Genomic DNA, 24,690 nt, shown 5'->3' with positions numbered 1-24,690 from the left:
ACCGTGGCAGGTGTGGCACGTCGCCGCCTCGACGCCGAACTCGTCAACCGCAAGCTGGCCCGTTCGCGCGAGCACGCCAGTCAGCTGATCGCCGCGGGCCGGGTCAGTGTGGCCAAGATCGTCGCGACCAAGCCCGCGACACAGGTGGACACGGGCGTGTCGATCATCGTCGCCGCGGACGACAGCGTCCCCGACTACGTCTCGCGCGGCGGGCACAAGCTCGCGGGCGCGCTGGAGGCGTTCGGTCCGCAAGGGCTCGTCGTCGAGGGGCGCAGAGCCCTGGACGCGGGCGCGTCCACCGGTGGCTTCACCGATGTGCTGCTGCGGGCCGGGGTCGCGCACGTCGTCGCCGTCGACGTCGGCTACGGGCAACTTGCGTGGTCACTGCAGAGCGATGAACGCGTCACCGTCAAGGACCGTACGAACGTACGCGAATTGACGTTGGAGGCGATCGATGACGTACCCGTGGACATCGTGGTCGGAGACCTGTCCTTTATCCCGCTCGGCCTTGTGCTGCCCGCCCTCGTGCGCTGCGCGGCACCGGAGGCGGATCTCGTGCTGATGGTCAAGCCGCAGTTCGAGGTGGGCAAGGAGCGGCTCGGCAGCGGCGGCGTCGTGCGCAGCCCCGAACTGCGGGCCGAGGCGGTCCGCAGGGTCGCCGAGCAGGCATGGAAGCTCGGGTACGGCGTGCGCGGGGTGACCGCGAGCCCCCTGCCGGGGCCGTCCGGGAACGTCGAGTACTTTCTGTGGCTGCGTGCCGGGGCGGATCAGCTCGACCCGGCCGACGTTGATCGCGCATTGGCGGAGGGACCCCGTTGACACAGCGGCCACAGACCCGAGCTCGTACGGTTTTCCTGCTCGCCCACACCGGGCGGCCGGCCGCGATCCGCAGCGCCGAACTCGTCGTGCAGGGACTCCTGCGCAGCGGCCTCGGCGTGCGGGTCCTGGAGACGGAGGCGCAGGACCTGCCGCTGCCCGACACCGTGGAACTGGTGAAGGAGTCGGAGGCGACGCCTGCCTGTCTCGACGGCTGTGAGCTGCTCGTCGTGCTCGGCGGGGACGGCACGCTGCTGCGCGGCGCCGAGTTCGCGCGGGCGTCCGGGGTGCCGATGCTCGGGGTGAACCTGGGCCGCGTCGGCTTCCTCGCGGAGGCGGAGCGCGACGACCTGGACAAGGTCGTCGACCGCGTCGTCACCAAGGAGTACGAGGTCGAGGAGCGCATGACGATCGACGTCGCCGTGCTCCGCAACGGCGACGTCGTGCACCGGGACTGGGCGCTCAACGAGGCGGCCGTCCAGAAGATCGAGCCCGAGCGGATGCTCGAGGTCGTGCTGGAGATCGACGGCCGGCCCGTCACGGGATTCGGGTGCGACGGCATCGTGTGCGCGACGCCCACCGGGTCCACCGCCTATGCGTTCTCCGCCGGCGGTCCCGTGGTGTGGCCCGAGGTCGAGGCGCTGCTCATGGTGCCGATCAGCGCGCACGCCCTGTTCGCGAAGCCGCTCATCACGTCGCCGGATTCGGTGCTCGCCGTCGAGGTGCAGCAGCACACGCCGCACGGCGTGCTGTGGTGCGACGGGCGGCGGACCGTGGAGCTGCCCCCGGGCGCGCGGATCGAGGTGCGCCGGGGTGAGGTGCCGGTCCGGCTTGCCCGGCTGCACCACGCGGTGTTCACCGACCGGCTCGTGGCCAAGTTCGCGCTCCCGGTCGCCGGGTGGCGCGGCGCCCCGCACTGACCGGCACGTTCGAGTGACGGTGGCGTGAAGGTTTGTCGCCTTATCCGCCCTCCGACCTGCGGAATCGAGGGAGGGGGCCGGGGTCCGTCGCACGGATGGCCTCCGACCTCGTAAGGTCAGAGGCGTGTTGGAGGAGATGCGGATACGGTCGCTCGGAGTCATCGACGACGCCGTGGTCGAGCTTTCGCCCGGCTTCACGGCGGTCACCGGTGAGACGGGCGCGGGCAAGACCATGGTCGTCACCAGTCTCGGCTTGCTGCTCGGCGGGCGCGCTGACCCCGCGCTCGTACGGATCGGGGCGAAGAACGCCGTGGTCGAGGGGCGCATCGCCGTGCCCGCCGACTCGGGCGCGCGCGGCCGGGCCGAGGAGGCCGGGGCCGAGCTTGAGGACGGGGTGCTGCTGCTCAGCCGCACCGTGTCCGCAGAGGGCCGCTCCCGGGCGCACCTGGGCGGGCGGTCCGTGCCGGTGGGGGTGCTGGGCGAACTGGCGGACGAGCTGGTCGCCGTGCATGGCCAGACCGATCAGCAGGGACTGCTGAAGCTCGGCCGGCAGCGGCAGGCGCTCGACCGGTACGCGGGGGACGCCGTCGCGGCGCCGCTCGCCAAGTACGGAGCCGTCTACAAGCGGCTGAGGGCCGTCGTCGCCGAGCTGGACGAGATCACCACGCGCGCGCGTGAGCGGGCGCAGGAGGCGGATCTGCTGCGCTTCGGGCTCGACGAGATCGGTGCCGTGGAGCCCCGGGCGGGCGAGGACGTGGAGCTGGCCGAGGAGGCCTCCCGGCTGGGCCACGCGGAGGCACTGGCCTCGGCGGCGGCCGCCGCGCACGCCGCGCTCGCCGGAAACTCCGAGGACCCGGAGAGCGTCGACGCGCAGACGCTGGTCGGTGGCGCGCACCGGGCCCTGGAGGCCGTGCGTTCCCACGACTCGGCGCTCGGCACGCTCGCGGAGCGCCTCGGCGAGGTGCAGATCCTGCTCACGGATGTCTCCGCCGAACTCGCGGGCTACTCGGACAACTTGGAGGCCGACCCGCTGCGGCTCTCCGCGGTGGAGGAACGGCGGGCGGCGCTCACGGCGCTCACCCGCAAGTACGGCGAGGACGTGACGGCGGTGCTGGCCTGGGCCGAGACGAGCGCCGCGCGTCTTCTCGAACTCGACAGCGACGACGACCGGATCGGCGAGCTGACCGCGGAGTGCGGGTCGCTCCGCGGCGAACTGGGCGTACTGGCGCAGGAACTGACGCACGCGCGCGTGGAGGCCGCCGACCGCTTCGCGGCCGCGGTGACCGAGGAACTCTCCTCGCTCGCGATGCCGCACGCCCGCGTCTCCTTCGACATCAGGCAGACCGAGACGGACGCGGTCGACGGCGTCGAGGTCGACGGCAGGAACGTGGCCTGCGGCCCCAAGGGTGTCGACGAGGTCGAGTTGCTGCTCGCCCCGCACCCCGGGGCGCCGCCCCGGCCCATCGCGAAGGGCGCGTCCGGCGGTGAGCTGTCGCGTGTGATGCTCGCCGTGGAGGTCGTCTTCGCGGGCAACGACCCGGTACCTACGTATCTCTTCGACGAGGTCGACGCCGGTGTCGGTGGCAAGGCCGCCGTCGAGATCGGCCGGCGCCTCGCCAAGCTCGCCAAGTCGGCGCAGGTCGTGGTCGTTACGCACCTGCCGCAGGTCGCCGCGTTCGCCGACCGTCAGCTCCTGGTCGAGAAGACCAACGACGGCTCCGTGACGAGCTCCGGCGTGACCGTGCTCGAAGGCGAGGACCGGGTGCGGGAGCTGTCCCGGATGCTCGCGGGTCAGGAGGACTCGGAGACGGCGCGGGCGCATGCGGAGGAGTTGCTCTCGGCTGCGAGGGCGGATGCGTGAGTGTTTCGTTGCGGTGGGGCGTCCGCCGGTCGCGGGGCTCTGCCCCGGGCCCCGCGCCTCAATCGCCGGCGGGGCTTGATTGGCGCACTGCCGCCGTGGCCGCGGCGGTCACCCGGGGTGTGCTCGGTGTTCTGCGGTCGGTGAAGCCCGCAAGTGTCGGGGAGCGGAAGAACTACGCCGGGCGGACCGTCGACCTGTGTCCCGGGCCAGCCGTCACCGTGGGCGCGGCCGCGGGCGCCCTCCTCGCCGAGCGGGAGGCGAGAGGCGCCGCGCTGCTCGCCACGCTCGTGGCCGGGGCCTGCGGCGGATACGACGACGTGGCCGGGCGCGACGACCCGCGGCGCGGCTTCCGAGCGCATCTGGGCGCCTTGCGGGACGGCGAACTCACCAGCGGCGCAGTGAAGTTGTTCGGCATCTCCGCGGCGGGCCTCGTCGCCGGTGCCATGCTGAAGCGACGGCCGGTCGACGCGGCGCTCGCCGGCGTCGTCATCGCGGGCACCGCGCACTTCGTGAACCTCGTCGACGTACGGCCGGGGCGCGCGGCCCAAGTCGCCCTGGCGCTGGGCGTTCCGGGGCTGTTGCGCGGCTCGCTCGCCGCCGCGCCGATGGGCGCCGCCGCTGCCGTACTGCCCGACGATCTCGCCGAGCGCGGGATGCTCGGCGACGCGGGCGCGCACGCGCTCGGTGCCGCCGTCGGCGTCGCCATCGTCGCGGGGAACGGGCGGCCCGGCCTGGTGGCGCACGCCGCCGGGCTCGTCGCCGCGGCCGTGTACGGGGACCGGGTGAGCACGCTGGCCCAGCGCCCGCTCACGTAAGCATCGCGCCTCTCAACTCACCCATGCGGGTGGTCCGGTGTGCCGTGTTGCCCAGGCCGAGGCGGCGCGGGACGGCGACCGGTGCCGGAATGTCGGTACGGGCTGGCATCCTGGGGGACCGACGGTATACGTATCCCTGAGCCCGTACTCTCCGTATACCTAACCCCTTCCGTACCTACCGAGTTCGCCGACACCCCTCAGGAGCCCGGCCGCGTGAGCCACCCCAGCAGCCCGTCAGCGCACGGACAGCCGACGCTGCGCACCGTGCAGGTGCTGGGCGGCGGCAGCGCGGGCAGCAGCTCCCATGTCCGGTCCCTGACCGCGGGGTTGGTGGCCCGCGGGGTGCGTGTCACGGTGTGCGCGCCGATGGCGGCCGAGCGGATGTACGGGTTCGAGGACGCGGGCGCGCACCACCTTCCGGTGCCGCGCCGCGGCGACCCCGCGTCCGTCGCCGCGCTCCGCGTCGCCTGCACCGACGCCGACCTCGTGCACGCGCACGGACTGCACGCCGCGCTGCGGGCCTCCCTCGCGCTCAGCGGCCGCCACGTCCCCCTCGTCGTCACCTGGCACACCCGCTCGTACGCCGAGGGGTCCCGCACCGCCCGCACCCACCTGCTGCGCATGCTGGAGCGGCGCGTGGCCAGGGCGGCGGCCGTCGTCCTCGGCACCTCCTCCGACCTGGTGGACCGGGCGCGGGCACGCGGCGCGCGGGACGCCCGGCTCGCCGCGGTGTCCTTCCCGGCGCCGCGCGAGCCGCTCCCGGAGGGCGAGGAGGCCGAGCGCACCCGCAACAAGACGCGGGCCGAACTGGGATGCGTGGACCGGCCGTTGGTGATGGCCGTCGGCAGCCTGGAGCGGCACCGCGGCCACGATGTGCTGCTCGACGCCGCGCACGCGCTGCTCGGGCTCGACCCCGTGCCGCTCCTCGTGATCGCGGGGGAGGGGCCCGAACGGCCCGCGCTCCAGCGGCGCATCGAGGCCGAGGGCCTGGCGGTGCGGCTCGCGGGGCGCCGCGACGACGTCGCCGAACTCCTGCACGCCGCCGATGTCGCGGTACTGGCGAGCAGTTGGGAGTCCCGCTCGCCGCTCGCGCAGGAGGCGCTGCACGCGCGCGTACCCCTCGTGGCGACGGATGCGGACGGCATGCCCGAACTGGTCGGCGACGGCGCGGAGTTGGTCCCCGACGGAGACGCGCCCGCGCTCGCCCGCGCCGTGCAGGGGCTTCTCGCCGACCCCCTTCGGCGGGACCAGCTCAAGGAACGCGGCGCCGCGCAGGCGGCATCCTGGCCGACCGAGGACGCGACGGTCGCCCAAGTCCTCAGCGTCTACGACGAGTTGACGGGCTTTCACTGAGCGCGTCGGTCAAGATGCCGCGTGCCGCCGCGCGCGCAGTGCCAGGCTCAGCGCGAGCACCGTCTGCGGATCGTCCAGGTCCGTGCCGAGCAACTCGCCTATCCGTGCGAGGCGGTTGTAGAGCGTCTGCCGGTTCAGGTGGAGTTCGCGCGCCGTCTCCGCCTTGCGGCCGGCGTGCGCCAGGTAGGTCTGGAGCGTGGGCAGCAGCGGCGGCTTCGCCCGCCTGTCGTGCTCCTGGAGCGGGCCGATCGCCCGCTCCACGAACGCCGCCAGGTCCGGATGGTCCCGCAGCCGCCACAGCAGCAGGTCGATGTCGAGGCGCCGCGCGTCGAACCACGGCCGGTCGTCCAGGCCCTGCGCCGCCGTCGCCGTCTCCGCCGCGTGCCGCAGCCCTGCCGCCGCCGCGCCCCATGCGCCCGCCCCGCCGACCACCACGACCGGTGGCAGCGCACCCGCCCGCTGCATCCCGGCCCGCGCCACGCCCGCCCGCAGCGCCGCCGCGACCCGGTCCGCGACCGCCGCCCGCTCCGACTCCGAGCGGAGCCCGAGCAGCAGCGGCACCCGCCCTTCCACGGGACGTACGCCAAGCAGTACCGGCACCCCGACCGAGGCCAGCTCCTCGGACACGGCCCGCGCGAGCACCGCCCAGCCGCCGCCCGGCGACAGGCCCATCGGTGTCTCGGGCGTGCCCGGCAGCCTCATCACGACGGGCAGCAGCGGCCCGCTCCCGGTCGGCTTGAAGCCGAGCACGCGGGCCTGCGCCGGAGCGTCGTCGGGCGCGATCCGGCCTTCCGCGAGGTCGGTGAGGAAGTCGCCGCGCCCGCGCGCTGCCAGCTCCTCCTCCTGGCGGGCCTGCATCAGCACCACGGCGAGCGACCCGGCGGCCCGTTCGGCGGCGATCCGGTGCACGGGCGCGAGCGTCCCCGACACGGGCAGCAGCACGAGGCGGGCCCGTACGGACCCGGCTCCGGGGCCGCCGCCCGGCACGTCCACGAGGACGGCCCCGCCCGGCGGCTCGTCCTGGTGGGTGCCGCGCATGCCCTCCCACACCTGGAGCGGATCGGTGATGTCGTCCTCGGCCCCGGCCGCGTAGAGCAGCTGCCCGTCGGCGGTCTCCAGGAAGACCGGGTTCCCGCTGAACTCGGCGAGGATACGCAGGACTTGGGGGACGCCGCCGCCACCGAGGAGCGCGTTCGTGCAGCGCCGGTGCACCTCTTCCGCTCGCTGAAGCAGCGCGTAGTGACCGTTGACGATCTCGGTGTGGATCTCTTCCGTCACCGCCACGAACGGCACCTCGCGGTGCAGCTGCACCAGCGGAAGGCCCGCCGCCCGCGCCGTCTCCACGAGCGCCGCGGGCAGCCGCGCGAACCGCTGACCCAGCTCGATGACGAGCGCCGCGATGCCCCGCTCGGCCAGCTTGCGCACGAAGGCGCGCTGTTCGGCGGGGCGCGTCCCGACCCCGTAACCCGTGGTCAGCAGCAGTTCGCCGCCCTTGAGCAGCGACGCGATGTTCGGGACCTCGCCGGCGTGCACCCAGCGCACGGTCCGTTGCAGTCGCTCTCCGCCCGCCACCACCTCGGGCAGCCCGCTGCGCAGTCCGGGCAGTTCCAGGGCGCGCCGCACGGTGATGCCGCTGGGGGAGGGGGCCGGGGAGAGCGCGGTGAACTCGGGCGAGGTGCTGTCCATGACACGGACGCTACCGGCGCACCCGCCCGCGCAACATCTCCGCCCCCGCCCGGCCCCTCTCGCTAGCCTCCGTACGCACCCGAAGACGTCAGCCGCAGCGCCGTGTCGATCAGCGGCACATGGCTGAACGCCTGCGGGAAGTTGCCGACCTGGCGTTGCAGCCGCGGGTCCCACTCCTCGGCGAGCAGGCCCAGGTCGTTGCGGAGCGCGAGCAGCTTCTCGAACAGCTTGCGGGCCTCGTCGACCCGGCCGATCATCGCGAGGTCGTCCGCCATCCAGAACGAGCAGGCGAGGAACGCGCCCTCGTCACCGGGCAGCCCGTCGAGCCCGGCGCTGTCGCCGTCCGTCGGGTACCGCAGGATGAAGCCGTCCGTCGTCGACAACTCCCGCTGGATCGCCTCGATGGTGCCGATGACCCGCTTGTCGTCGGGCGGCAGGAACCCCATCTGCGGAATCAGCAGCAGCGACGCGTCCAGCTCCTTGCTGCCGTACGACTGCGTGAAGGTGTTGCGCTCCTTGTCGTAGCCCTTCTCGCAGACGTCCCGGTGGATGTCGTCGCGCAGGTCGCGCCACTTCTCCAGCGGGCCGTCCGCGTCCCCGGACTCGATGAGCTTGATGGTGCGGTCCACGGCCACCCACGCCATGACCTTCGAGTGCACGAAGTGCCGGCGCGGACCGCGGACCTCCCAGATGCCCTCGTCCGGCTCGTCCCAGTGCTTCTCCAGGTACCGGATGAGCTTGAGCTGGAGCAGCGAGGCGTAGTCGTTCCGCGTGAGCCCCGTCATGTGCGCCAGGTGCAGCGCCTCGGTGACCTCGCCGTACACGTCGAGCTGGAGCTGGTGCGCCGCCCCGTTCCCGACCCGGACGGGGCCCGAGTTCTCGTATCCGGGCAGCCAGTCCAGCTCCGCCTCACCGAGCTCCCGCTCGCCCGCGATGCCGTACATGATCTGCAGGTTCTCCGGATCCCCCGCGACGGCCCGCAGCAGCCACTCGCGCCAGGCCCGCGCCTCCTCCCGGTACCCGGTGCGCAGCAGGGAGGAGAGGGTGATCGCCGCGTCCCGCAGCCAGGTGTAGCGGTAGTCCCAGTTCCGTACGCCGCCGATCTCCTCGGGCAGTGAGGTCGTCGGCGCGGCGACGATGCCACCGGTCGGCGCGTAGGTCAGGGCCTTGAGGGTGATGAGCGAGCGGACGACGGCCTCGCGGTACGGGCCGTGGTACGTGCAGTGGTCCACCCAGTCCCGCCAGAACTCCTCCGTCGCCGCGAGGGCGGACTCGGGGTCCGGTACCGGCGGCTGCCCCTTGTGCGAGGGCTGCCACTGGATGGTGAAGGTGACGCGGTCGCCGGGCGCCACGGTGAAGTCCGAGTACGTCGTCAGGTTCTTGCCGTACGTCTCCGTGGACGCGTCCAGCCACACGGAGTCGGGCCCCGCCACGGCGACCGTACGGCCGTCCACCTTGTGCACCCAGGGAGTGATCCGGCCGTAGCTGAAGCGCATGCGCAGCGCCGAACGCATCGGCACGCGCCCGCTCACGCCCTCCACGATCCGGGTCAGTTGAGGCGCGCCGTCGCGCGGCGGCATGAAGTCGATGACCCGGACCGTGCCGCGCGGCGTGTCCCACTCCGACTCCAGGACCAGCGAGTCGCCGCGGTATCCGCGCCGCGCCGCGCTCGGTGGCTCGGCATCGGACGCATGGGCGGGTCCCAGGCGCCAGAAGCCGTGGTCCTCGGTGCCGAGCAGCCCGGCGAAAATGGCATGCGAGTCGAAGCGGGGCAGGCACAGCCAGTCCACTGTGCCGTCCCGGCAGACCAGGGCGGCGGTCTGCATGTCTCCGATGAGTGCGTAATCCTCGATGCGCCCGGCCACGTGCATCTCCAGTCGAACGGCCACGGTTGCAGGAAAAGTTGGAGCGAGGGTTGGGGGGATGAGACGACGGATCGTGCTGTCCGTTGATACGCCGTCCGGATACGTGGTTGTCAAACGAACTGACGAGCCGGTTGTTCCGGGTGGGGGTCGCGGCGACGGACGGAGTGCTCCGATGAACGGTGGGGTACGGGCGGGGGTGTTGCCGTCGTGACGCCGTTTTCCGTTGTGACTCGCCAGCAGAGTGTCCGAGCAGGATACGTCCCGCTCAAGTGATCCGCGTGCCGCTCACCACAAAGCGTCTGGGCCGTACGAGTGAGTGCCGGCGCCTCGTCCCACCTGCGTGGTGACCTGTGCGCGGAGCGTGGCCGGAAGCAGCCTCCTCTCGTCGCTGATACCCTGGTAGCCCGTGAGCCGGTGGTCATCGAACCCCCGAACCGCAGCGACGGCGCCTCCCGAAAACCGGGTGAGCGCGTCGGCACGCACCCCCACGACCGCGACCACGGGAGCCCCCTCTTGGCCATGCAGCCGAAATCTTCGACGACCAAGCACATCTTCGTCACTGGGGGTGTCGCCTCGTCCCTCGGTAAGGGCCTCACCGCCTCCAGCCTCGGCATGCTGCTCAAGGCCCGTGGCCTCCGCGTCGTCATGCAGAAGCTCGACCCGTACCTGAATGTCGACCCGGGCACGATGAACCCCTTCCAGCACGGCGAGGTGTTCGTCACCAACGACGGCGCCGAGACCGACCTGGACATCGGCCACTACGAGCGCTTCCTCGACATCGACTTCGACGGCTCGGCCAACGTGACCACCGGCCAGGTGTACTCGCAGGTCATCGCCAAGGAGCGGCGCGGCGAGTACCTGGGCGACACCGTCCAGGTCATCCCGCACATCACGAACGAGATCAAGCACCGCATCCGCCGCATGGCGACGGACGAGGTCGACGTCGTGATCACCGAGGTCGGCGGCACCGTCGGCGACATCGAGTCGCTGCCGTTCCTGGAGACGGTCCGCCAGGTCCGCCACGAGGTCGGCCGCGACAATGTGCTGGTCGTCCACATTTCCCTCCTGCCGTACATCGGCCCGTCGGGCGAGTTGAAGACGAAGCCGACCCAGCACTCGGTCGCGGCTCTGCGCAACATCGGTATCCAGCCGGACGCCATCGTCCTGCGCTGCGACCGTGAGGTCCCGACCGCGATCAAGCGCAAGATCAGCCTGATGTGCGACGTCGACGAGGCCGCGGTCGTCGCCTGCCCCGACGCCCCCTCGATCTACGACATCCCGAAGGTCATCCACGGCGAGGGCCTGGACGCGTACGCCGTCCGCAAGCTGGACCTGCCGTTCCGTGACGTGGACTGGACGACGTGGGACGACCTGCTGGGCCGCGTCCACAAGCCGGACCACGAGATCGTCATGGCGCTGGTCGGCAAGTACATCGACCTGCCCGACGCCTATCTGTCGGTGACCGAGGCGCTGCGCGCCGGCGGTTTCGCCAACCGGGCCAAGGTCAAGATCAAGTGGGTCACGTCGGACGACTGCAAGACGCCGGCCGGCGCCAAGAAGACGCTCGGCGACGTCGACGCGGTCTGCATCCCCGGTGGCTTCGGCGACCGCGGCGTGGCCGGCAAGGTCGGCGCGATCCAGTTCGCCCGCGAGAACAAGATCCCGCTGCTCGGTCTCTGCCTGGGCCTGCAGTGCACGGTGATCGAGGCCGCGCGGAACCTGGCCGACATCCCGGACGCCAACTCGACGGAGTTCGACGCGGCCACGGCCCACCCGGTCATCTCGACCATGGCCGAGCAGCTCGACATCGTCGCCGGTGAGGGCGACATGGGCGGCACGATGCGGCTCGGCATGTACCCGGCGAAGCTCGCCGAGGGCTCCATCGTGCGCGAGGTGTACGACAACAAGGAGTACGTCGAGGAGCGCCACCGTCACCGCTACGAGGTGAACAACGCGTACCGCGCCGAGCTGGAGAAGAAGGCCGGTCTGCAGTTCTCCGGCCTCTCCCCGGACGGCAAGCTCGTCGAGTACGTCGAGTACCCGCGCGACGTCCACCCGTACCTGGTCGCCACGCAGGCGCACCCGGAGCTGCGCTCGCGTCCGACGCGTCCGCACCCGCTGTTCGCCGGTCTGGTGAAGGCCGCGGTCGAGCGCAAGGTGAAGGCCGCGCAGGGCGGTTCCGCGGGGGCCAAGAAGGCCAAGTAAGGGCTCTGCGGGGCTTGTCGCACCAGCGATGTACGGTTACCGGGGTGTACGCCTTTTGCGGCGTGCGCCCCGGTTTCTTGTGAGTACAGCTCATGCGTACGTAGGAGGGCTTTCGGTATGACGGCCAACACGCCGCTCGTGGACACCGCCGAGGAGTGGGAGGTCCGGGCGACCGACACCCCCTTCGTCGGGAACAAGACCTCCGTACGTACGGACGACGTCGTGATGCCGGACGGCTCCGTCGCCCGGCGGGACTACCAGGTGCACCCAGGTTCGGTGGCCGTGGTGGCTCTCGACGAGCAGGACCGGGTGCTGCTCCTCAAGCAGTACCGGCACCCCGTGAGCATGAAGCTCTGGGAGATCCCGGCGGGTCTGCTGGACATCCCCGGCGAGAATCCGCTGCACGCGGCGCAGCGCGAGCTGTACGAAGAGGTGCACGTCAAGGCCGAGGACTGGCGGGTCCTCACCGATGTCTACACGACGCCGGGCGGCTGCTCCGAGGCCGTACGCATCTTCCTCGCGCGGGACCTCTCCGACGCGGAGGGTGAGCGGTTCGAGGTGGAGGAGGAAGAGGCGGACATGGAGTTCGCGCGCGTCCCCCTCGCGGACCTCGTCCGGGGTGTGCTCGCGGGCGAGCTGCACAACAACTGCCTTGTGGTGGGAGCGCTTTCGCTGAGCGCTGTGCTTGCGGGGGACGGTCTGGACTCGCTGCGCCCGGCCTTGGCAGAGTGGCCCGCGCGGCCCTTCGAGGCGTGACGCCTCGGGGCTCCGCCCCGGTCCCCGCGCCTCAAACGCCGGCGGGGCTTGATCGTGGTCACATCATCCGTTGATCCGATCAGGCGACTTGGGCGCGGCGTCTGCCAAGGTCACCCGTACCCCCTCAACTAGGCTCGGCAACGCCCCTGCCGACTCCCGGAGGGGATGGGTGAGACGGAGCGTGGCCCGTGACGGATCAGGCGGTCGAGTCGGACGACGTGACGGAGGTCGAGTCGGCCCCCGGGCGGTCCCGCAAACGGCGTCGCACCCGTCGGGGGCAAGAGGTGGCGGAGCGTCAGTTTTTGGGGCGCAAGCGGGAGTTGTCGCAGCTGCGGTCCGACATCGAGCGGGCCGGACTCGACACGCTTTCGGGGCGCAAGACGCCGCGTGCCCGGGTGCTCCTGATCGCCGGGCGCCCGGGCACGGGACGTACCGCCCTCGCCGAAGAACTGTTGCGCAACGTCGCCGACCAGTACCCCGACGGCACCCTGCGGGCCCGGCTCACCGCCCCCGACGGCACCCCCGTCCCCACCGAACGCGTCCTTCGTGACCTGCTGAACACACTCGAACTGCCCGCCCCGCCCGGGGAAAGCGCGGACGACCTCGCCGAGCGGCTGCGCGAGGGCCTCGCGGTGCGCCGCGTGGTGCTGCTGCTCGACGACGCGGGCAGCGCCGAGCAGGTCGACCCGCTGCTCCCCGACACCCCGGACTGCCTCGCCGTGGCCGTCGCCGAGGGCCCGCTGACCGGCATCCCGGACGTACGGCCCTGCACGCTCGGCGGCCTCGACACCAAGGCCGCGCTCGAACTCCTCACCCAGCACACCGGTTCGGTCCGTGTCACCTGCGACCCGCGCTCGGCCGAGTCCCTGGTGGAGCTGTGCGGCGCAGGACCCGCCGCCCTGAACATCGCAGGCGGCTGGCTCGCCGCGCGGCCCAAGGAATCCGTCGCCGACCTGGCCAAGCAGCTGCACGCCCTGGAGCCCGACGGCTCGGCCCTCGCCTGCGTCTTCCGCTTCGCCTACGAGTCGCTGCCGGGCCCCGCCGCCCGGATACTGCGCTATCTGTGCCTCGCCCCCGAGGGATATGTCGACCCGCACACCGCGTCCGCGCTCGCCGGCTGCTCGGTCGCGGCGGCCCACTCCACCCTCGACGCCTTCGTCACCCTCGGCCTGGTCCGCGGCGTCGGCTCGGAGCTTCCGCAGTACGAGGTGCCGGGCTGCCTCGCGCCGTTCCTGCGCGGCCTCACCGAGACGGTCGACCGGCCTGCCGAGGTGCAGCTGGCCCGCGCCCGGATGCTGGAGCGGACCGTGCGGCTGCTCACCTCGTGCCGCGCCGTCACCGAACCCTTCGACTCCCCGGCCCGCACGAAGCTGGCCGGACTGCCGAGCGCCCTGCGCTTCACCGACCGGGAGACGGCGGCCGAGTGGCTGCGCGCGCGACAGCCCGCACTGCTCGCCGCGGCCCGACTGGCCGTGTCCGACGGGGAGTTGGACACGCTGGCCCGCCGCCTGATGGCCGCTCTCGTACGGGCGATCGTGGCGCACCGGGGGACCGAGGACGCCGCGGCCGAGCTGTACGGGATCCACCGGCTCGTGCTCGATGTCGCCGAGCGCCGGAACCTGCCGAGGGAGAAGGCCGCGGCCCTGCTCAACCTCGCCGACCTCGACGCCAGGACCGGCCGCACCCACGAGGCGCTGGCCCGCTACCGGGCCGCTCTCGACGCGGGGCGCGCCGCCCAGGACCCGTACGCGACGGGCCGCGCGATGGAATCCGTAGGCGGCGCCCACCAGTCGCTCGGGGACTGGCAGCGGGCCGCCGACTGGTACGGGCGGGCCCTCGCCCAGCGGCTCACGCGCGGCGAGCGGGCCGACGCCGCGCGCCTTCATGGACGTATCGCGGGAGTCCACACGTACGCGGGCCGCTACGGCGAGGCGCAGCGGTCCCTACGCTCGGCCGTCGCCGGGTACCGCAAGGAGGGCGATGTGCCCGCGCAGGCGCGGGCGTTGAGCGAGTTGGCGCGGGTGCTCGAATACGCGGGCCGTCCCGAGGAGTCGCTGCACACCTGCCAGGAAGCGATCGAGTGGGCGCGCCAGGCGCAGGACGCGCGGCTGCAGGCCGCGCTCCAGCTGCGCCTCGCCGACACGCTCGACCGGCTCGGCGACCCCGCCGCCGCCAAGCTGCACCGGGGTGCGGCCGAGCGCATGCTGGGAGAGGAGCTGACCGGCACCGTCGGGGCGGAAGCAGATCCTTCGGATCAGCCCGCCAGCACCTGCGAAATCCGTAGCGCAGCCGCAGAAGATTGATGCATCGAAAGGCTAGACAGCTCAATAACCTTCATTAGACTGGCTCTGCCGCGGTCATCCGTGGCGTCTCCCGGTGTGTCCAGCGATGCGCCGGTATGTAGTGCATTGCCCGTTTAATCCCTGAGCCAAGGACCGTGATCGACGATGAAGGTCGGCATCCCCCGCGAGGTCAAGAACAACGAGTTCCGGGTGGCCATCACCCCCGCAGGCGTGCATGAGCTGGTACGCCACGGCCACCAGGTCTTCGTCGAGCAGAACGCCGGTGTGGGCTCCTCGATCACGGACGACGAGTACGTCTCGGCCGGCGCGCGGATCCTCCCCACCGCCGACGAGGTCTGGGCCACGGCGGACCTGCTGCTGAAGGTCAAGGAGCCGATCGCCGAGGAGTACCACCGCCTCCGCAAGGACCAGACGCTCTTCACGTACCTGCACCTGGCCGCGTCCCAGGAGTGCACGGACGCGCTCCTGGAGTCGGGCACGACCGCCATCGCGTACGAGACGGTCGAGACCGCGAACCGCCAGCTGCCGCTGCTCGCCCCGATGTCCGAGGTCGCGGGCCGCCTCGCCCCGCAGGTCGGCGCCTACCACCTGCTGGCCGCCAACGGTGGCCGCGGTGTGCTGCCCGGCGGTGTGCCCGGCGTGCACGCGGGCAAGGCCGTCGTCATCGGCGGTGGCGTCTCCGGCTGGAACGCCGCGACGATCGCCATCGGCATGGGCTTCCACGTGACCCTGCTCGACAAGGACATCAACAAGCTCAAGGAGGCCGACAAGGTCTTCGGGACGAAGATCCAGACCGTCGTCTCCAACGCCTTCGAGCTGGAGAAGGCCTGCCTGGAGGCCGACCTCGTCATCGGCGCCGTCCTGATCCCCGGCGCCAAGGCGCCGAAGCTGGTCACCAACGAGCTCGTGTCCCGCATGAAGCCCGGAAGTGTCCTTGTCGACATCGCGATCGACCAGGGTGGCTGCTTCGAGGACTCGCACGCGACCACGCACGCCGAGCCGACCTTCAAGGTGCACAATTCGGTCTTCTACTGCGTCGCCAACATGCCCGGCGCGGTGCCGAACACCTCGACGTACGCGCTGACCAACGCCACGCTCCCGTACATCGTCGAGCTCGCCAACCGCGGCTGGGCCGAGGCCCTGCGCCGCGACGCGGCCCTCGCCCTGGGCCTCAACACCCATGACGGCAAGGTCGTTTACAAGGAGGTCGCGGAGGCGCACGGCCTCGAGCACCTCGAGCTCGAGACCCTCCTCGGCTGACCCGCTTCAAGGGCGACGTCAACAAAAGTCGTCAATCTCACGCCTACGGCCGGACCTTGCGAGGGGTCCGGCCGTACGTGTAAGGGAACGGTACGGGTCCGGACATGGTCAACTCGCCTTGAACGTAACCCTTTACCCGATTCGCACGGCGACGAAATGCACCGAAGAGCCGTCGTACGCCCTTGACATGAGGGTGTTTCGTTACCGACACATCGTGCCGGGTCCGGCGGATTGTGTTGCTGCGGAGCGGTGACACGCCATAGAGTCGCCAACCGTCGGCATGGTGCCACGCTGACCTATCGATAAATGTTCCTGGTCATATCCAAGGAGGTAAGACGACTTGTGAATGAGTCGACATTTACTCCCGGAGGTGGCCAGCCAGGCGGACAGGTTCCCGCGGGGCTTCAGGCTGTCGGCCCCGTCGCTGTGCGTACCTTCGCTGCTCAGCAGCAGAGCAGTTATCAGGGCATCCCCCAGCAGACGCCGACGCAGACAGCACACCAGAGCATGGATGGCCATCACGTGAACGCCATGGCCGGCGACCGAAGTGGCGACACACAAAGTCACTTCGCCGACTACGACACCCTGCCCGAGGGGTCCTTCTACGACCCCGACGCCGAGTACGAGCCCGACCCCGAGTACGCGGCCACGCTCGCCCCTGACGCTGCTCGCCAGCGCCGCGAGCGCGTCGGTCCCACCGGGCGTCCGTTGCCGTACTTCCCGATTCCAGGACCGCTGACGGACCACGGCCCCGCGAAGATCATCGCGATGTGCAACCAGAAGGGCGGCGTCGGCAAGACCACGTCGACCATCAACCTGGGTGCCGCGCTCGCCGAGTACGGACGCCGGGTCCTGCTCGTCGACTTCGACCCGCAGGGTGCCCTGTCGGTCGGCCTCGGCGTGAACCCGATGGAGCTCGACCTCACGGTCTACAACCTGCTCATGGAGCGGGGGATGGCCGCGGACGAGGTCCTGCTGAAGACCGCGGTTCCGAACATGGACCTGCTCCCCAGCAATATCGACTTGTCCGCTGCCGAGGTGCAGTTGGTCAGCGAGGTGGCGCGCGAGTCCACACTTCAGCGGGCGCTCAAGCCGCTGATGGCCGACTACGACTACATCGTGATCGACTGTCAGCCCTCGCTCGGCCTGCTGACCGTGAACGCGCTGACGGCCGCTCACAAGGTCATCGTCCCGCTGGAGTGCGAGTTCTTCGCGCTGCGTGGTGTGGCCCTGCTGACCGAGACGATCGAGAAGGTCCAGGAGCGGCTCAACCCGGACCTGGAGCTCGACGGCATCCTCGCCACGATGTACGACTCGCGGACCGTGCACAGCCGTGAGGTCCTCGCGCGCGTGGTCGAGGCGTTCGACGACAACGTGTACCACACGGTGATCGGCCGGACGGTTCGCTTCCCGGAGACCACGGTCGCCGGTGAACCGATCACCACGTACGCCTCGAACTCGGTCGGTGCCGCGGCCTATCGCCAGCTCGCCAGGGAGGTGCTCGCCCGGTGTCACGCCGAGTGAGTCTGCCGGGGGCCGACGAACTGTTCCGTACGACCGGGGGCATGGGGCTGCAGTCGTCGTCGCCGAGGCGCTCGGCGAACGGCGAGGCGCGGGTCCCCCCGCCCGCCGGGGAGAGCGACGAGGCGGCCGCCTCGTCCGACGGTGACGCGGAGGCGGCTCCCGCCTCCTCCGGTTCCGGTGAGCACTCCGCCGCAGAGGCCGAGTCGGACGCCGGGTCGCGGACCCGGGCCGCCGCCGCGGAGGGCGCGGAGAAGGCGGGACGCAGGGCCTCCGGCGGGGCGCAGGAAGGTTCCGGTGGGCGGGGTTCCACCGCGGCGGCGCGGAAGCGGTCGCGTGCGGCCAATCGGCGGCCCAGTGGGCGCGAGCGGCACGACGAGAAGATCACCGTGTACGTGTCCGCCGAGGAACTCATCGACCTTGAGCACGCGCGGCTCGTGCTGCGCGGTGAGCACGGGCTCGCCGTCGACCGGGGGCGCATCGTGCGCGAGGCGGTCGCCGTGGTCCTGGCCGACCTGGAGTCCCGTGGGGACGCGAGCATTCTTGTACGTCGGCTGCGGGGGCGCTAGCCGCTGGGCGGGTAGCGTCCTGGGTTGATGTCCGTCAACGAATCCTCTGGTCCGCCGATGCCACCGCCACCGGGCGGTCGTCGGCGTGCGCTCGGGCGCGGTGCGCTCTGCGAACCGGAGCCGGAGCCGTCGCAACCTTCGGCCGGAACCGGGGGCCAAGCGGTGGTGCCGGAGGTCGCGGGCGCCGAGGTCGACGAGGTCGACGACGGGAAGTTCAAGGTTCGGCTCGATAATTTCGAGGGGCCGTTCGATCTCCTGTTGCAGCTCATCTCCCGGCACAAGCTCGACGTCACCGAGGTCGCGCTGTCCAAGGTCACCGACGAGTTCATGGCCCACATCCGGGCCATGGGGACCGACTGGGACCTCGACCAGACGACGGAGTTCCTCGTCGTCGCCGCGACGCTGCTCGATCTGAAGGCCGCCCGCCTGCTGCCCGCCGCGGAGGTGGAGGACGAGGCCGATCTGGCCCTCCTGGAGGCGCGGGACCTGCTGTTCGCGCGGCTCCTGCAGTACCGCGCGTACAAACAGATCGCCGACATCTTCAGCGGGCGGATGGAGGACGAGGCACGGCGGTATCCGCGGACCGTCGGGCTGGAGCCGCACCACGCCGAGCTGCTTCCCGACGTCGTCATCAACATCGGGGCCGAGGGGTTCGCCAAGCTGGCCGTGAAGGCGATGCAGCCCAGGCCCAAGCCGCAGGTGTACGTCGAGCACATCCACGCGCCGCTGGTGAGCGTGCAGGAGCAGGCCCAGTACGTCGTCGCCCGGCTGAAGGAGGTCGGCGAGGCCCCGTTCCGGGAGCTCGTCGCCGACACCGATGACACGCTCACCGTCGTCGCCCGGTTCCTGGCCCTGCTGGAGCTGTACCGGGAGAAGGCCGTCGGGCTCGATCAGGAGACCGCCCTCGGCGAGCTGATCGTGCGCTGGACCGGGGGCGACGCCGATGCCGAGCCGGTGGTGACGGACGAGTTCGACCGGGCGCCCGTGGTGCCCGAGGACCCCGAGCGGAAGGAGGCCGCCACGTGAGCGAGCAGGAGCCCGGTGGCGTGGCGGAGCTTGATCTCAGGCCCGCCCTGGAAGCCGTACTCATGGTGGTCGACGAACCCGCCACCGAGGAGCATCTGGCCAAGATCCTGCAACGGCCCAGGAGGGCCGTGAGCGACTGTCTGCGGGAGCTGGCCGACGAGTACCGCGTACAGAGGCGCGGCTTCGAGCTGCGGCTCGTGGCGGGCGGCTGGCGGTTCTACACCCGGCCCGAGTACGCCGCGGCCGTCGAGGGCTTCGTGCTGGACGGGCAGGTGGCGAGGCTCACCCAGGCGGCTCTGGAGACCCTCGCAGTCGTCGCGTACCGGCAGCCGGTCAGCCGTTCCCGGGTCTCCGCGGTGCGCGGAGTGAACTGTGACGGGGTCATGAGGACCCTGTTGCAGCGGGGTCTGGTGGAGGAGGCGGGCGCGGAACCCGAAACAGGTGCGATCCTGTACAGGACGACGAACTACTTCCTGGAGCGGATGGGCCTGCGCGGCCTGGACGAGCTGCCGGAACTCGCGCCTTTCCTCCCCGAGGCGGACGCGATCGAGGGAGATACGCAGGAAGGGGTCCCGTCGTTCGACCCGGACGCACCCGATGCGCCGGGTACCGAGGTTGTACACGACTAGACGGAATTTTGATGCGAAGCAGTAGCGGCAGGAACAGCAGCGGAAACAACGGCGGGAGCCGTGGTGGCAACAGCAGCGGCCGCGGCGGGAACAGCGGGGGTCGCGGTAACCAGCGCGGCGCCGGCGGCAACCGCGACGACAAGCGCGGCGGCGGCAACTACCGCGACGACAAGCGCGGCGCCGCCGGCAACCGCGACGACAGGCGTGATGACAAGCGCGATGACAAGCGTGACGACAGGCCCGCCCGCCCGAAGCGGCCGCGTCCCGAGGAGCGGCAGTACGACGTAGGCCCGAACGCCACGAAGGAAGGCTCGAAGTCGGGCCGGGGCGCCTCCGCGCGCGGCGGTGCCAAGGGCGGCCCCAAGCGCGGCCAGCACCAGGGGCCCGGCGGGCAGCGGCGCCGTACGGCTCCCTCGCGTTCGCGTGAGTACGAGACGCGGACCGAGGAGCGCAACCGCGAGCGGTACGCGGGCAAGCCGGAGGTCAAGGTCCCGAAGACCTTCCCCGGCGCCGAGCAGGAGGGCGAGCGGCTTCAGAAGGTGCTGGCCCGTGCCGGTTACGGCTCGCGGCGCGCCTGCGAGGAGCTGGTCGACGAGTCCCGCGTCGAGGTCAACGGCGAGATCGTGGTCGAGCAGGGCATGCGTGTCGACACGGAGAAGGACGAGATCAAGGTCGACGGTCTGACCGTGGCCACGCAGTCGTACCAGTTCTTCGCGCTGAACAAGCCGGTCGGTGTCGTCTCCACCATGGAGGACAACGAGGGGCGGCAGTGCCTCGGGGACTACACGAACAACCGCGAGACGCGGCTGTTCCACGTCGGGCGGCTCGACACCGAGACCGAGGGCGTCATCCTGCTCACCAACCACGGTGAGCTGGCCCACCGCCTCACGCACCCGAAGTACGGCGTGAAGAAGGTCTACCTCGCGCACCTCGTGGGCCCGATCCCGCGTGACCTGGGCAAGCGGCTCAAGGACGGCATCGAGCTGGAGGACGGCTACGCGCGTGCGGACCACTTCCGCATCGTCGAGCAGACCGGCAAGAACTACCTGGTCGAGGTCACCCTGCACGAGGGCCGCAAGCACATCGTGCGGCGGATGCTGGCCGAGGCCGGCTTCCCGGTCGACAAGCTGGTGCGGGTCGCCTTCGGGCCGATCACGCTGGGCGACCAGAAGTCGGGCTGGCTGCGACGGCTTTCGAACACCGAGGTCGGCATGCTGATGCAGGAGGTCGACCTGTAGGTCGGCCCGCGGGCGTTCCCGCCCGGGTCTTGTGTGCGGTGACCCCCTCCTTTTAGAGTCTGTTGGACCAATAAGGGAGGGGGTCCTCGCATGTCCGACAACGGTCTGCCCGGCACTGGCCCAGTGGCGGGTTATGACAAGCACGCCTACGAGCCCTTCGCCGTCACCGTCGACCTGGCCGTGTTCACTCTCCGGTCGGGACGGCTGCACATCCTGCTCGTCGAGCGCGGTCACGAGCCGTACGCGGGGCGCTGGGCGCTGCCCGGCGGGTTCCTGGAGCCGCACGAGTCCGCGGAGGGCGCGGCGCGGCGCGAGCTCGCCGAGGAGACCGGGCTCGCCGACGTCGCCGGGCTGCATCTGGAACAGCTGCGTACGTACAGCGAACCTGGGCGCGATCCCCGGATGCGGGTGGTGTCCGTCGCGTTCGCCGCTCTCGTGCCGGACGCCCCGCAGGCGCACGGCGGAGGGGACGCGGCGCGGGCCGCCTGGCTGCCGTACGGCACGCAGGGCTCGCTCGCCTTCGACCACGACCGGATCCTCGCCGACGCGCACGACCGGACCGGCGGGAAGCTGGAGTACACCTGCCTGGCCACCGCGTTCTGCCCGCCCGAGTTCACGCTCGGCGAGCTGCGGCAGGTCTACGAGGTGGTGTGGGGGACCGACCTCGACCCGGCGAACTTCCGGCGCAAGGTGCTCGCGACGCCAGGCTTCGTCGAGCCGATCCCCGGCGCGTCCCGGCTCACCGGCGGGCGCGGCAAACCCGCGGCGCTGTACCGGGCCGGCGACGCCACGTCCCTGCACCCACCGCTGCTGCGCCCCGCGCACGAGCCCTCGGAAAGGCCCCGCCGATGACGAACCGCCGCCCCGCCACCGGATCGCTGCTCGGCCTCGCGCTCGGGGACGCCCTCGGCTACCCGACCGAGTTCAGCGACGTACCCGCCATCCTCGACACGCACGGGCCCTGGCGCGAGATGGAGCTGCCCGGCCACCCCGTCGCGTACATCACCGACGACACGCAGATGGCGCTCGCCGTGGCGCGGGCGCTGAACAGGAGCGGGGCCCTCACACCGGAGAGCTTCGAGCGCCCGCTGCGCGAGGAGTTCGTCGACTGGTACGAGTCGCCCGACAACAACCGCGCGCCCGGCAACACCTGCCTTCGCGCGTGCGGCCTCCTGAAGACCGGGAGCCGGTCCTGGCAGGACGCCAGCCAGATCCACTCCAAGGGCTGCGGCGCCAACATGCGCGTCACGCCCCTCGGGCTCGCCCCGGGTCTCGGCGACGAACAGCGGGCGGGCGCCGCCCAGTTGCAGGCGGGCCTCACCCACGGCCACCCCACGGGCCTCGCCGCCGCCGACCTCACCGCGCACGCCGTACGGCTGCTGGCGGAGGGCGCCGAGCCGACCGGGCTCGTCGGGATGCTGCGTTCGTACGCGTACGAGAATCGCGAGACGTACCACGAGGCCTGGCTCGGCGACCTGTGGCGGCGAGGCGAGGACCCCACGCCGCAGCGGTTCATCGCCCGCGGCTGGGACGAGTGCCTCGGCGCCCTCGACCGGCTGCGGGACGCGCTGCGCGAGCCGTCCCCCGAGACCGACCCGTGTCTCGCCACGGGCGCCGGCTGGATCGCCGAAGAGGCCCTGGCCACGGCTCTGCTGTGCTTCCTGATGTTCGTGAACGAACCGGTCCTCGCCCTGCGCCGCGCCGCCTGCACCTCCGGCGACTCGGACTCGATCGCGGCCCTGGCCGGAGCCTTCGCCGGCGCGCATCTCGGCGCCGACGCGTGGCCGAAGGAGTGGGTCGGGCGCATCGAGCACCGAGGCGAGCTGCTGGGGTTCGGGGCGGGGTGGGACGAGGCGTAGCCCGTGACGACCCGTCAGGCCAGCGTGATCGAGTCTCCGGTGACCTTGATCTGGCGGGTGTCCAGTGGGCGGGTGGCCGGGCCGCCCGCCACCGAGGCGTCGGTGACCTTGAACTTCGAGCCGTGGCACGGGCAGTTGATGGTGCCGCCGGAGACGTCCTTGACCGCGCAGCCCTGGTGCGTGCACACCGCGGAGAAGGCCTTGAAGTCGCCCTCGGCCGGCTGGGTCACGACGACCTTGTCGTCGGGGAAGATCTTGCCGCCGCCGACCGGGATGGCGGAGGTCTTCGTCAACTCATCGGCGGCGGGAGGCTGTTGTGAGTCGCCGGAACCGTCGCCGGAACCCTTCTCGGACGATGCCGGGGCCTCGGACGTCTCGGCCGCCTCGTCGCCTCCGCCGCCCTGGTCCTCGTCCCCGTACTTGCTGCAGCCCGCCGCCAGGGCCGCCGTACCCGCGACCAGCACGCTCCTTCGTGATGCGGTGCGCCTCATGTCGTCACTCCCACCGTCCGGAAGAACCACAGTGCCGACGTCAACCACAGCAGTGTCAGGACCGCGAACGCAAGACCGCCCACCACCGGCAGCAGCCAGCCCGGCAGCCGCTCCGCGCGCAGCAGCAGCATCTTCGCGCTGAACGCCCCGAAGAAGAAGCAGCCCAGGAACGAGTGCCACAGGACGCGTGTCGAGTACGTCTGGTAGCCGAGCGCGTAGAGGCAGTGCACCGCCACCGGCACCGCGAGCAGGAACGCGATCCGGCCCGACCAGCGGTGCAGCGCGGGCGCCCACGACGGCCCGCGCAGCTTCCCGTACACCATGAACGCCGAGACGAGCTGGACGAGCCCGAAGGCGAAGGCCGCCGTCGCCAGCCAGGACTTCACCGCGCTCGTGCCGGAGAAGCCGGCGAGGTTGAACGCCGTGCCCTGCGGGTCGTGCACCTTGCCGTACGCGCCCAGCGCCACGGCCACCACCGCCGCCACGAGGGCGGGGACCAGGTAGCGGGCCGCGGACGGGCGGCGGTGGTCGGGGTTCGGGAAGCTCTGGGTGGCGGCGTTCGGGTCGACGGTCATGGGAACCCTCTCTGGACCCTCTGTCTCTGAAGCCTCTGTCTCTGAACCCTCTGCGTGCTGCTCAGGGGACGACCGGGCGGGCCGTCAGGCGGTCGCCGTCGACCGTCACCGCCCCCGAATCCGGGTCGATGCGTGGCGCGGCGGACGGCTTGTCGTCACGGCGCACGATGCCCACCTGGCGGCCGTCGGGCAGCACGATCCAGCCGCCGTCGATCTTCGCGCCGCGCACTTCGGTGGTCGCCCGGTACAGGCCGGACGGCTTGACGGCCTTCTTCGCCGTGAAGCCGTAGGGGTGCTTGTCGATGGTCGTGGTGCCGCGTACCCGGTCGCCGGCGAGCCGGCCCTCCAGCTTCGCGCCGTGCTTGCCGGACAGCTTCATCTCGCCGTCGTCCTTGACGTTCCCCTTCAGCCACGACTCCTTGGAGCGGCCGTCGCAGAAGTACGCGATGGCCTTGTCGCCGCGTACGGAGATGGAGATCGCGGAGGTGTCGTCGTCGGTGCGGCCCGCGTAGCTCGTCTTGGGGCCGGCCGTCCGCGTCGGGCTCGCCTTCGAAGGCTTCGAAGGTTCCGAGGACGTCGACGGTTTCGAAGGTGAGGGGCTCGCTTTCGAAGGCGCGGGCGACGCCGTCGCCGCGGGAGCCTCCTCGTACGACGAAGTCCCCTCGCCGGTCGTCGCGTTGAGCGACAGCATGAACAGGCCGAGGGCCAGTCCGGCGAGCAGTGTGAACAGCGGCCCGGAGCGCTTCATGGCCGAGCCTCCCCCCGAGGTGGCAGCGGTACCGCCTCCATGCAAGCAGCTCCGGCCGGGCGGCGACAGGGGGCGGTTCGCCCGACATTGGCGCGACCCCGCGGTGTGCGTCTCGGTGGACGGGCGCCGCGGGCCCGCGCCGACCACCTTGATTACGCTGGTCACCTATCCCATTGCGTGTACGTGGAAAAGAG

General features: G+C 71.5%; 21 protein-coding genes. 16 read left to right on the top strand and 5 right to left on the bottom strand.

Annotated features, from left to right (window positions below; translation table 11 throughout):
- Nucleotides 1-3: 3 nt before the first annotated feature.
- The 5 genes from ACFYWS_RS23730 (at nucleotide 4) to ACFYWS_RS23710 (ending at nucleotide 5,765) form a co-directional block, all read left to right on the top strand.
- Nucleotides 4-819, top strand: coding sequence for a TlyA family RNA methyltransferase (locus tag ACFYWS_RS23730; protein WP_389279778.1), 816 nt, complete (start codon nucleotides 4-6; stop codon nucleotides 817-819).
- On the top strand, nucleotides 816-1,736 hold the full coding sequence (locus tag ACFYWS_RS23725; protein WP_389279776.1) for an NAD kinase: 921 nt from the start codon (nucleotides 816-818) through the stop codon (nucleotides 1,734-1,736). Before ACFYWS_RS23730 ends, ACFYWS_RS23725 begins: the two co-directional genes overlap by 4 nt.
- 136 nt (nucleotides 1,737-1,872) lie before the next feature.
- Nucleotides 1,873-3,597 carry a DNA repair protein RecN gene (gene recN, locus ACFYWS_RS23720; protein ID WP_389279833.1) on the top strand — a complete coding sequence of 575 codons (1,725 nt, stop codon included), beginning with the start codon at nucleotides 1,873-1,875 and terminating at the stop codon, nucleotides 3,595-3,597.
- Between the two features lie 140 nt (nucleotides 3,598-3,737).
- Entirely contained in the window at nucleotides 3,738-4,412 is a 675-nt protein-coding gene (locus ACFYWS_RS23715; protein WP_389279774.1) for a hypothetical protein, read from the top strand.
- Nucleotides 4,413-4,625: 213 nt separating this feature from the next.
- Complete coding sequence (locus ACFYWS_RS23710) at nucleotides 4,626-5,765, top strand: glycosyltransferase family 4 protein (RefSeq protein WP_389279772.1); 1,140 nt, start codon at nucleotides 4,626-4,628, stop codon at nucleotides 5,763-5,765.
- 9 nt (nucleotides 5,766-5,774) lie between these two features.
- Here the strand turns inward: ACFYWS_RS23710 and ACFYWS_RS23705 are convergent, their stop codons facing one another.
- Both ACFYWS_RS23705 and ACFYWS_RS23700 read right to left on the bottom strand, forming a co-directional pair.
- Nucleotides 5,775-7,451 carry a PucR family transcriptional regulator gene (locus ACFYWS_RS23705; protein WP_389279769.1) on the bottom strand — a complete coding sequence of 559 codons (1,677 nt, stop codon included), beginning with the start codon at nucleotides 7,449-7,451 and terminating at the stop codon, nucleotides 5,775-5,777.
- A gap of 62 nt (nucleotides 7,452-7,513) precedes the next feature.
- A complete protein-coding gene (locus tag ACFYWS_RS23700; protein ID WP_389279831.1) occupies nucleotides 7,514-9,316 on the bottom strand; it encodes a glycoside hydrolase family 15 protein in 1,803 nt (600 codons plus the stop codon).
- Between the two features lie 519 nt (nucleotides 9,317-9,835).
- On the opposite strand from ACFYWS_RS23700, the gene ACFYWS_RS23695 reads away from it, so the two are divergent.
- From ACFYWS_RS23695 to ACFYWS_RS23645, 11 genes are all read left to right on the top strand, one after another.
- A complete protein-coding gene (locus ACFYWS_RS23695; RefSeq protein WP_389279767.1) occupies nucleotides 9,836-11,521 on the top strand; it encodes a CTP synthase in 1,686 nt (561 codons plus the stop codon).
- 117 nt (nucleotides 11,522-11,638) lie between these two features.
- Nucleotides 11,639-12,277 carry an NUDIX domain-containing protein gene (locus tag ACFYWS_RS23690; protein WP_389279765.1) on the top strand — a complete coding sequence of 213 codons (639 nt, stop codon included), beginning with the start codon at nucleotides 11,639-11,641 and terminating at the stop codon, nucleotides 12,275-12,277.
- A 320-nt stretch (nucleotides 12,278-12,597) separates the two neighbouring features.
- A complete protein-coding gene (locus ACFYWS_RS23685; protein ID WP_389279829.1) occupies nucleotides 12,598-14,580 on the top strand; it encodes a tetratricopeptide repeat protein in 1,983 nt (660 codons plus the stop codon).
- Between the two features lie 144 nt (nucleotides 14,581-14,724).
- Nucleotides 14,725-15,840 carry an alanine dehydrogenase gene (gene ald / locus ACFYWS_RS23680; RefSeq protein ID WP_389279763.1) on the top strand — a complete coding sequence of 372 codons (1,116 nt, stop codon included), beginning with the start codon at nucleotides 14,725-14,727 and terminating at the stop codon, nucleotides 15,838-15,840.
- Nucleotides 15,841-16,182: 342 nt separating this feature from the next.
- A complete protein-coding gene (locus tag ACFYWS_RS23675) occupies nucleotides 16,183-17,364 on the top strand; it encodes a ParA family protein (protein WP_389279761.1) in 1,182 nt (393 codons plus the stop codon).
- Entirely contained in the window at nucleotides 17,349-17,930 is a 582-nt protein-coding gene (locus ACFYWS_RS23670; protein ID WP_389279759.1) for a hypothetical protein, read from the top strand. The genes ACFYWS_RS23675 and ACFYWS_RS23670 overlap by 16 nt, the downstream gene beginning before the upstream one ends.
- A 27-nt stretch (nucleotides 17,931-17,957) precedes the next feature.
- On the top strand, nucleotides 17,958-18,956 hold the full coding sequence (locus ACFYWS_RS23665) for a segregation and condensation protein A (protein WP_389279757.1): 999 nt from the start codon (nucleotides 17,958-17,960) through the stop codon (nucleotides 18,954-18,956).
- A complete protein-coding gene (scpB, locus tag ACFYWS_RS23660) occupies nucleotides 18,953-19,585 on the top strand; it encodes an SMC-Scp complex subunit ScpB (RefSeq protein ID WP_389279755.1) in 633 nt (210 codons plus the stop codon). The genes ACFYWS_RS23665 and scpB overlap by 4 nt, the downstream gene beginning before the upstream one ends.
- Nucleotides 19,586-19,596: 11 nt before the next feature.
- On the top strand, nucleotides 19,597-20,823 hold the full coding sequence (locus ACFYWS_RS23655; RefSeq protein WP_389279753.1) for a pseudouridine synthase: 1,227 nt from the start codon (nucleotides 19,597-19,599) through the stop codon (nucleotides 20,821-20,823).
- Between the two features lie 90 nt (nucleotides 20,824-20,913).
- Nucleotides 20,914-21,675: an NUDIX domain-containing protein gene (locus ACFYWS_RS23650; RefSeq protein WP_389279751.1), complete on the top strand. Its 762-nt coding sequence runs from the start codon at nucleotides 20,914-20,916 to the stop codon at nucleotides 21,673-21,675.
- Nucleotides 21,672-22,682, top strand: a complete 1,011-nt coding sequence (locus ACFYWS_RS23645) for an ADP-ribosylglycohydrolase family protein (RefSeq protein WP_389279749.1) — start codon at nucleotides 21,672-21,674, stop codon at nucleotides 22,680-22,682. The genes ACFYWS_RS23650 and ACFYWS_RS23645 overlap by 4 nt, the downstream gene beginning before the upstream one ends.
- Before the next feature lie 14 nt (nucleotides 22,683-22,696).
- Here the strand turns inward: ACFYWS_RS23645 and ACFYWS_RS23640 are convergent, their stop codons facing one another.
- From ACFYWS_RS23640 to ACFYWS_RS23630, 3 genes are all read right to left on the bottom strand, one after another.
- Complete coding sequence (locus ACFYWS_RS23640; protein WP_389279747.1) at nucleotides 22,697-23,173, bottom strand: Rieske (2Fe-2S) protein; 477 nt, start codon at nucleotides 23,171-23,173, stop codon at nucleotides 22,697-22,699.
- On the bottom strand, nucleotides 23,170-23,748 hold the full coding sequence (locus ACFYWS_RS23635; protein ID WP_389279745.1) for a DUF6529 family protein: 579 nt from the start codon (nucleotides 23,746-23,748) through the stop codon (nucleotides 23,170-23,172). Before ACFYWS_RS23635 ends, ACFYWS_RS23640 begins: the two co-directional genes overlap by 4 nt.
- A gap of 61 nt (nucleotides 23,749-23,809) precedes the next feature.
- Entirely contained in the window at nucleotides 23,810-24,496 is a 687-nt protein-coding gene (locus tag ACFYWS_RS23630) for a hypothetical protein (protein ID WP_389279743.1), read from the bottom strand.
- Nucleotides 24,497-24,690 lie beyond the last annotated feature (194 nt).

Origin of the sequence: Streptomyces sp. NPDC002795 (assembly GCF_042888725.1) — a bacterium.
Classification (GTDB): Bacteria; Actinomycetota; Actinomycetes; order Streptomycetales; family Streptomycetaceae; genus Streptomyces.
Note: the sequence above shows the minus strand (reverse complement) of the source record. Positions and strands in the feature narration are given on the sequence as shown.